Origin of the sequence: Nitrobacter sp. 62-13, assembly GCF_001896955.1 — a bacterium.
Classification (GTDB): domain Bacteria; phylum Pseudomonadota; class Alphaproteobacteria; order Rhizobiales; family Xanthobacteraceae; genus Nitrobacter.
The window spans coordinates 17,683-25,045 of the sequence record NZ_MKRN01000024.1 but is presented as its reverse complement, the minus strand read 5'-3'; the positions used below and the strand labels follow the sequence as shown (position 1 = coordinate 25,045).

The 7,363-nt window shown below is 63.1% G+C and carries 6 protein-coding genes and 1 pseudogene; 5 read left to right on the top strand and 2 right to left on the bottom strand.

Annotated features, from left to right (window positions below; all coding sequences use genetic code 11):
• The first annotated feature begins 117 nt into the window (after positions 1 to 117).
• Positions 118 to 1,134 (top strand): FAD:protein FMN transferase, encoded by a 1,017-nt coding sequence (locus BGN91_RS03565; protein ID WP_292610591.1) that lies wholly within the window; start codon positions 118 to 120, stop codon positions 1,132 to 1,134.
• Between the two features lie 3 nt (positions 1,135 to 1,137).
• Here the strand turns inward: BGN91_RS03565 and BGN91_RS03560 are convergent, their stop codons facing one another.
• Positions 1,138 to 1,824: a Fe2+-dependent dioxygenase gene (locus BGN91_RS03560; protein ID WP_292610590.1), complete on the bottom strand. Its 687-nt coding sequence runs from the start codon at positions 1,822 to 1,824 to the stop codon at positions 1,138 to 1,140.
• An 83-nt stretch (positions 1,825 to 1,907) separates the two neighbouring features.
• On the bottom strand, positions 1,908 to 4,373 hold the full coding sequence (locus tag BGN91_RS03555) for a TonB-dependent siderophore receptor (protein ID WP_292610588.1): 2,466 nt from the start codon (positions 4,371 to 4,373) through the stop codon (positions 1,908 to 1,910).
• A 363-nt stretch (positions 4,374 to 4,736) separates the two neighbouring features.
• Here BGN91_RS03555 and exbB point away from each other — a divergent pair, with 363 nt between their 5' ends.
• The 4 genes and pseudogenes from exbB to BGN91_RS03535 form a co-directional block, all read left to right on the top strand.
• On the top strand, positions 4,737 to 5,795 hold the full coding sequence (exbB, locus tag BGN91_RS03550; RefSeq protein WP_292610587.1) for a tonB-system energizer ExbB: 1,059 nt from the start codon (positions 4,737 to 4,739) through the stop codon (positions 5,793 to 5,795).
• A gap of 5 nt (positions 5,796 to 5,800) precedes the next feature.
• Positions 5,801 to 6,253, top strand: coding sequence for a TonB system transport protein ExbD (gene exbD / locus BGN91_RS03545; protein ID WP_292610585.1), 453 nt, complete (start codon positions 5,801 to 5,803; stop codon positions 6,251 to 6,253).
• Entirely contained in the window at positions 6,250 to 7,002 is a 753-nt protein-coding gene (locus BGN91_RS03540) for an energy transducer TonB (RefSeq protein ID WP_292610584.1), read from the top strand. The genes exbD and BGN91_RS03540 overlap by 4 nt, the downstream gene beginning before the upstream one ends.
• Positions 6,999 to 7,363, top strand: a pseudogene (locus BGN91_RS03535) (preprotein translocase subunit SecA); the annotation flags it as partial. The gene BGN91_RS03540 and the pseudogene BGN91_RS03535, both read left to right, overlap by 4 nt.

Genomic DNA, 7,363 nt, shown 5'->3' with positions numbered 1-7,363 from the left:
GCCCGGCTTCTACTGGATGAGCGCGTCGGTGCGCGACGACAAGAGCAAGATCAAGAACGCCCAGCGCCGCAGCAGCTACGCCGTCACGGTCGAAGTGCTGCCGCAGTAACGAAACCGATGAGAGCGTCAGTCGCCCGGCGCGTGGCGATTCCGACAATGCCGGCGAGTCCGCCGGCCATTCCGGCGGGCGGACGCATTCAGGACCTCAGCGGCGCGACCATGGGCACCACATGGTCGTGCCGATTCGTCGGTTCGTCCGCGAGCGCGCAAACGCTACGCCGGACAATTCCCCTCGCGCTCGATCGCGTGATCGCGCAGATGAGCCCGTGGGAGGATCAATCCGACACCAGCCGGTTCAACCGGCTGCCGCTGAATCAATGGCAGGACCTGCCGCGCGAGCTCGGCCAGGTGATGGCCGGCGCGCTGCGCATCGCACAGGAATCGGGCGGCGCCTATGATCCGACCATGGGAGCGCTGATCGATCTCTGGGGTTTCGGCCCGAGCGGACCTCGCACAGCGCCGCCGCCGCCGGAGGAGATCGCCCGACTCCATCAGGCTTGCGGATGGCGGCAACTCGAGTTCGACGCCAGCACCCGCCGTCTGCGTCGCGACGATCGCGGACCGGTCGATCTCTGCGGCATCGCCAAGGGTTTTGCCGTCGATCTGGTCGCGGAAACCCTGCGCGAGCTTGGCATTCACAATGCCCTGGTGGAAATCGGCGGCGAATTGCGGGGGCACGGGGTCAAGCCCGACGGCAGTCCGTGGTGGGTCGAGATCGACCGGCCCGCCGAGGCTGCGGCGGTCGTCGCGGCTGAACCGATGCTCGTTGCCTTGCACGATCTCGCGATCGCGACCTCAGGCTGCGAGCGCGGCTTCGCTCACGGCGCGCAGCATTTTTCCCACACACTCGATCCGCGAACCGGACGACCGATCGCCAACGGCATGGTCACCGCGACCGTCCTGCATCGCTCCTGCATGGAAGCGGATGCCTACGCGACGGCGCTGATGGTGCTGGGGCCGGACGCCGGAACCGATTTCGCCGTCAAGCACAAACTCGCGGCGATGATCCGCTTCCGCAGCGGAGATGCAATCACCGAGCGCACCACGCCCGCCCTCGACGCCATGCTGGCTTGAAAGTCAGGTCAACGCCCATTGCCGCAGCAGATTGTGGTACAGCGAGGTCAGCGACACCAGGGACGGGTGCTCGGGATGGTCGGCGTTGAGGCGGATGATCGACATATCCAGATCGAACATCATCGCGCGCTTCGTAACCTCGGCGATCATGCTCTCGGTCCAGAAAAATGACGCGAGGCGCGAACCGCGGGTCACCTTGGTGACAAGGTGAACGCTGGTGCCGGGATACACGATCATGTCGCCGGCCGGCAGCTTCACCGAATGCGAACCATAGGTATCCTCGATCACCAGTTCGCCGCCATCGTACTCTTCCGGCGACGACAGGAACAAGGTCGAGGACACGTCGGTCCGCACGCGCCTTCCGGTTCCTGGAATGGTGCGAATCGCGTTGTCGACGTGCGAGCCGAAATTCATCTCCCCATCCGCGTCGTAGCGATTGAACAGCGGCGGAAAGATCGTCTTCGGCAAGACCGCCGACATGAACAGCGGATTCCGGTTGAGCGCCGACAGCACCATGTCGCCGAGTTCGCGAGCCTCCGGCGTTCCCTCGGGCAGTTGCAGGTTGCGCTTCACCTGGGCCGATTGATGCCCGGCGGTGATACGCCCATCCGCCCAGGCGGCCCGTTCCAGCACCTCGCGGCAACGCTTCACCTGCTCGGGAGAGAGGACATTCGGGATTCGTATCAGCACCGGGATATTCCTTCAGAGAGAAGCCGGCGCCTCGCGACGCCGGCTCCGATATCGTCAGTTTTTGCTATCCACCGTAACGCCGGCTACTTGCTTACGTAACGCGCGGCCTTCACCGGATAATCGGCAACCGGCGGCGGCGGCTCGAAGTGATAGCGATAGGTCAGCATCGCGGTGCGGCCGGCAGCCGGAACGGCGTGGCCCTGATAGAACTGAGAATAGTACAGTTCATCCGTTACGTTGTAGACGTTGAGCTGCAGCAGCGAATCCTTTGTGACCTTGTAACTCGTCATGAGATCGAGCTTCCAGTAGTCAGGCACGTAGGACGTGTTCTGTGGATTGACGAAAGTGCGTGCGGCATAAGTCAAACCGCCGCCAACAGTCCACTGCGGCGTGAGATCATAAGCGGTCCACAGCGTGAAATTGTGCGGTGGAGTATTCGGAAGTTGGTTCCCCAGCTGGGAGAGATCGGTCGTGTTGACGATCTTGGAGTCGAGATAGCTGTAGCCCGCGAACACGCTCCACTGGTCGGTGAGCTTGCCTGCGACGCCCAACTCGATACCGTCCACGCGCGCCAGACCACCAAGCACCAGCGCCGTATTCAAGACCGGATCGACCGGGATGCGGAGGTTGGTCTTCTCGATGCGGAACACCGCACCGCTCAGGGTCAGCTTGCCGTTAAGAACGTCGGCCTTGGCGCCGACCTCGAGCGTCGTATTTTTCTCTGGCGGCAGCAAGACGTTCGCGGCGTTATTGCTGGCGTCGCTGAGCGTCTGGAACTCGGCGGCTGGATTGTACGAGACGCCATAGGCCGCGTAAACGCTCGAATGATGCGTCGGGTGAAAGACACCACCGACCCGCCAGCTAACCATATCATCGGTCCGGCTGAGATGCTGGCTCGCGGGCACCGCAGCGAGATTGGTGTAGTTCGAACGAAAGTTGTCGTAGCGGATCGACCCGAGCAACTCGAAGTATTCGTTGAGCTTAACCTGATCGAAGCCGTAAACCGCGTAGTTGGTCGACACCGTCGAATTCGGCAAGCCGAACCCGGTATTCGGCCCTCCATAGGACGTATCCACCGGATCCCAGACGCTGGTCCGGCACGCCAGGTTGCCCGGTACGCAGTAATTGGCGCGGGACTGATCGCGGGTTTCGCGCGCAGCCTCGACGCCCATCGCGAACGTATGCTGCCAGCCGCCGGTCCAGAACTTGCCGGTCAGGTCGGTCTGGTTGATGAGCAGCGTGTTGTCGGTCAAGGTTTCAAAATGCTGCCGTCCGATCGTCATCAGTTCAACCGGATAGCCCGGCGTGATCGGCGTAACGTTGTCGGCTTGCGCCTCGCCGCGCGGAGCAGTCGGCCGCGCCATGCGGTTGACGGCAATATAGCGCGTCGCGTTCGAAATCTTCAGATCCTTGTCGAAGTCGTGCTCGAAGCTCATCGTTCCGATATGGGTGTCGGTCAGCACCCGATCCGCCAGCGGACCGCTCGCCACGCCGAACCAGTTGCTGCGCGGAATCGGCATCGGCGGCGTCGGTGCGCCGTTCCCGAAATAGCCGGGGTTGGTCAACGCGCCGGTCGACGAACTGTAGGCCGGCGCCGGCAGATAGCGGCGGCCGTAATCCGGCACACTGTCCTCGCCCTGATAGACGTAGCTGAGGATGGCGCGGGTATCCGGCGAGAACTCCGCCTTGAACGACGGCGCGACGCCCCAACGCTTGGTGAAAACGTGATCACGACTCTCGGTGGGAATGTCCTGATACATCGCGGCGATGCGGCCGGACAAATTCCCCTGTGTGCCATTGGCGTCGACCTCGGCACGGTAGCCGCCGCTGGTGACGCCGCTGATCGTTCCGTCAACGAAGTCCCGAGTCTGCGGCAGCTTGGAGACGGTGTTGATGGCGCCGCCGGTCGAACCGCGGCCGAAAGCGAAGCCGGACGGCCCCTTGTGCACCTCGACACGGTCGGCACTGAACAGGTCGCGCGTATACCAACCCGGATCGCGGATGCCGTCGCGGAACATGTCGCCACGCGCCGCGAAGCCGCGGACGATCGGGCTGTCGCCTTGCTGCCCGCCTTCGCCCGCGCTGAAGGTGATGCCCGGCACCGTTCGCAGCGCATCCTCCATGCTGAGGAGACGCTGCTCCTGAAGGACCTGCTGCGTCACCACGTTGACGGTCTGCGGCGTATCGGCGAGAGGCACCGGAAGGCGGGAGATCCCGGCCTGCGCCGGAGCCTGATAGCCGGTGACGCCATGGCCGTCGCCGACGATGGGGTTGACCTGAACGTTGCTCGGGGAAGGCGCAACAACCGGCGCCGGCGCGGCCCGCACCGGCGCACGATGCGCGGTTCTTTTCTTGGCCTGCCGCTTCGGCGCGGTGACGCGAACCTGCGGGAGATCGTCGGCGCTGGGCGCCGGTTGAGCATCTGCGGAGTCGGGAATCAGCATCACCGCGGCGATGCCGATCATCGCCTTGCTCCAACCCACGACTGATGACTGTCCCGTCACGTCGCCGTTCGTACCATCCGTGTGACCTACCGATGAAATACCCATTCGCCCCACCCATCCTTAAAAATTGCAGACATCGATTTCAGACATCACGGGAGCAAATCCGCATCCGCGACATGTCGCTCGTCATTAACTTAAAAATTTTCGTGAGCAACATTCATGCGCTGCAATTCGCGGCAGTCTATAGAGGTTCTAGTCTTCATCGCCTTCGTTTGGGACGGTATGTCGCAGGATCATCAATGCCGCAGCATTATCGCGTGCATTCGCGCTTCGTTGAGTCACGCGCCTTAAAGAGATTCTAAAATTGCCGCACCGTTTCCCTGTTTGATTCAAAAAGTTCAGACGCTAGACCAAGCGTGGATGCTTCCGCATCCGTCTACGTTCCCGCGCGAAAGTACAGAACGGCGCATGATCATAGAGTTTACCCACATGAAGCTGTCTCTGAATCGCTCGACCAGCACGGCGCGCAACGAGCGAACGCGAGCCGGGAAGGCCTCTGCGCTCGCGCTTGCGTGTCTTTTGACGTTCTCGTTCGCGCCGCATGTCGTTGACGCGCAATCCCTGGCGCAGCCCGGCTCGCACGAGCCGGCTTCGTCCGGACCAGCTCCGGCAGCCACGCAATCAGTTTCTCCCCCGCCCCAGATAGCGCAACCTGTAACGCAGCAGCCCGCTCCTCAGGCGCCGCCCGCGGAGCAGCAGGCTGCGCCGCCCGCGGCGCCGGCGGAGCATCAGGCTCTGCCTGCAACGGAAGTAGCCGAAGCCCCCGAGCCGATTCTGCCGCATGAACTGACGCCCATCGGCATGTTCATGGCCGCCGATTACATCGTGAAGGCGGTGATGATCGGCCTGGCTTTCGCGTCGGTCGTGACCTGGTCGGTGTGGCTTGCCAAAACGATCGAATTGCTCGCCGCGCGAAGCAAGCTCATGCGGGACCTCCGCAGCGTGGAAGGTGCGCGCTCGCTCGAAGAGGCGAACAAAACGCTGGAGAACTCGGGCAGCGACATCGCGATCCTGACCCACGCGGCGCGCGACGAGATTCGCCGCTCGCAGGACGCCATGATCCATGACGGCGTCAAGGAGCGGATCGCTTCGCTGTTCAGCCGCATCGAGGCGGCCGCGGCGCGGCGCATGACCCGCGGCACCAGCATTCTGGCCACCATCGGATCGACCGCGCCGTTCGTCGGCCTGTTCGGCACGGTCTGGGGCATCATGAATGCCTTCATCGGCATTTCGAAATCGCAAACCACCAATCTCGCCGTCGTCGCCCCCGGCATTGCCGAAGCATTGCTGGCGACAGCGATGGGACTCGTCGCGGCGATCCCGGCGGTGATGGTCTACAACATGTTCTCGCGATCCATTAACAGCTATCGCGGCTTGCTGGGAGACGGCTCGGCGGAGTTGATGCGCATGGTGAGCAGGGATCTCAACCGGGCGGAAATGATTCCTCATCAGCGAGCCGCGGAGTAGCGCGCGTGGGCGTTTCGCTTCAGCAATCATCCTCCGACGACGAGATGGCGCAGGTCAGCGACATCAACGTGACACCGTTCATCGATGTCATTCTGGTCCTGCTGATCATCTTCATGATTGCCGCGCCGCTGGCCACCGTCGACATAGCCGTCGATCTGCCGGCATCGACGGCAACCAAGCAGCCGCGCCCCGACAAGCCGATCTTCGTCACCATGAAGGCCGACCGGACGCTGGCCATCGGCAACGATCCTATCTCGCGCACCGGTCTTGCCGGTTCTCTCGACGCCATCACGTCGTCGGACCGAACCAAGCGGTTGTTCGTTCGCGCCGACAAGACCGTCCCTTACGGCGACGTGATGACGCTGATGAACGACCTGCGGACTGCCGGCTATCTCAAGATTGCGTTGGTCGGGCTTGAGTCCGCGGGCGGAACGCAATCCGTCGGAGCCCCGCAATGAGCATGCCGCGCCGCTATCGCAACATGACGCGGAACGAACTGCTGCGCTGGGGCACCTGCTTCGTCGCCATGCTGTCGCTCCATGGCGCGGTCGCGGCCGCCTTGCTCATGACTCCGGAGGAAGGCGATACATTCGATACCGTCACGGCGATCGAGGTGGATTTTACCACCGAGTCCTTCCGTGACGCCGAGGCGCGGGACGTCGCGCCGGGCGAAGAGCAAATGCAGACCGACGAGGCTCCTCCGCCTCAGGAGAAGGCGGAAGTCAAGACGGAGAAGGTGCCGGAGCCGGAGCCGCCGCTTCCGCAGGTCGCCGAACCCGACGTGGCGCTGGAAACGACTCCGGAGAAAAAGCAGGAAGAAGAAAAGAAGGAAGAGAAGGAAAAGACGCCGAACGCAACGCCCCCTCTGGTTGCGGCGTCAGCCACGACGGCTCCAACGGCTGCGGCCTCGCGCAAGGCAAGGCTTGTGAGTTGGAAGCGCCAGTTGGCCCTTCACCTGCAGCGAAGCAAGCGATACCCCCACGAGGCCCAGAGACGTCGCGAGACCGGCACGTCACGGGTATCCTTCGTCGTCGACCGCCAGGGCCACGTCGTCTCCAGCAGAATCGTTAAAGGCAGCGGATCCGACGCCCTCGATCGCGAAACGCTCGATCTCCTGCAACGCGCCCAGCCGTTACCCGAGCCTCCAAAGGATGTCGGCGGCACGCAATTCGCTTTCACGATGCCGATTCTTTTTGAGTTTCGATGATCCTGCGCCTGGCTCGGCGCGCGCTGAATTTCGGCACTCGCCGGAAACTGACACGATACGAAACGACGGCCCGCCGGATTCTCTCCCTGGAAGCAGATCACCGGCGGCTCTCTGCCGGCGCGTTGCGCGATCGCGTCGCCGACTTGCGGCAGCAAGTCCAGGCCGGCACCCCCCTTGATGAGGTCAAGGAAGAAGTCTTCGCACTGGCTCGCGAGGCCTCGCACCGCGTGCTGAACCAATACCCCGTTCCGGCGCAGATCATCGGCGCTCTGGTGCTTCACGACGGCTTTATCGCCGAAATGAAGACCGGCGAAGGCAAAACGCTGACCGCCACGCTGGTCTGCGCACTTCATGCCCTGAC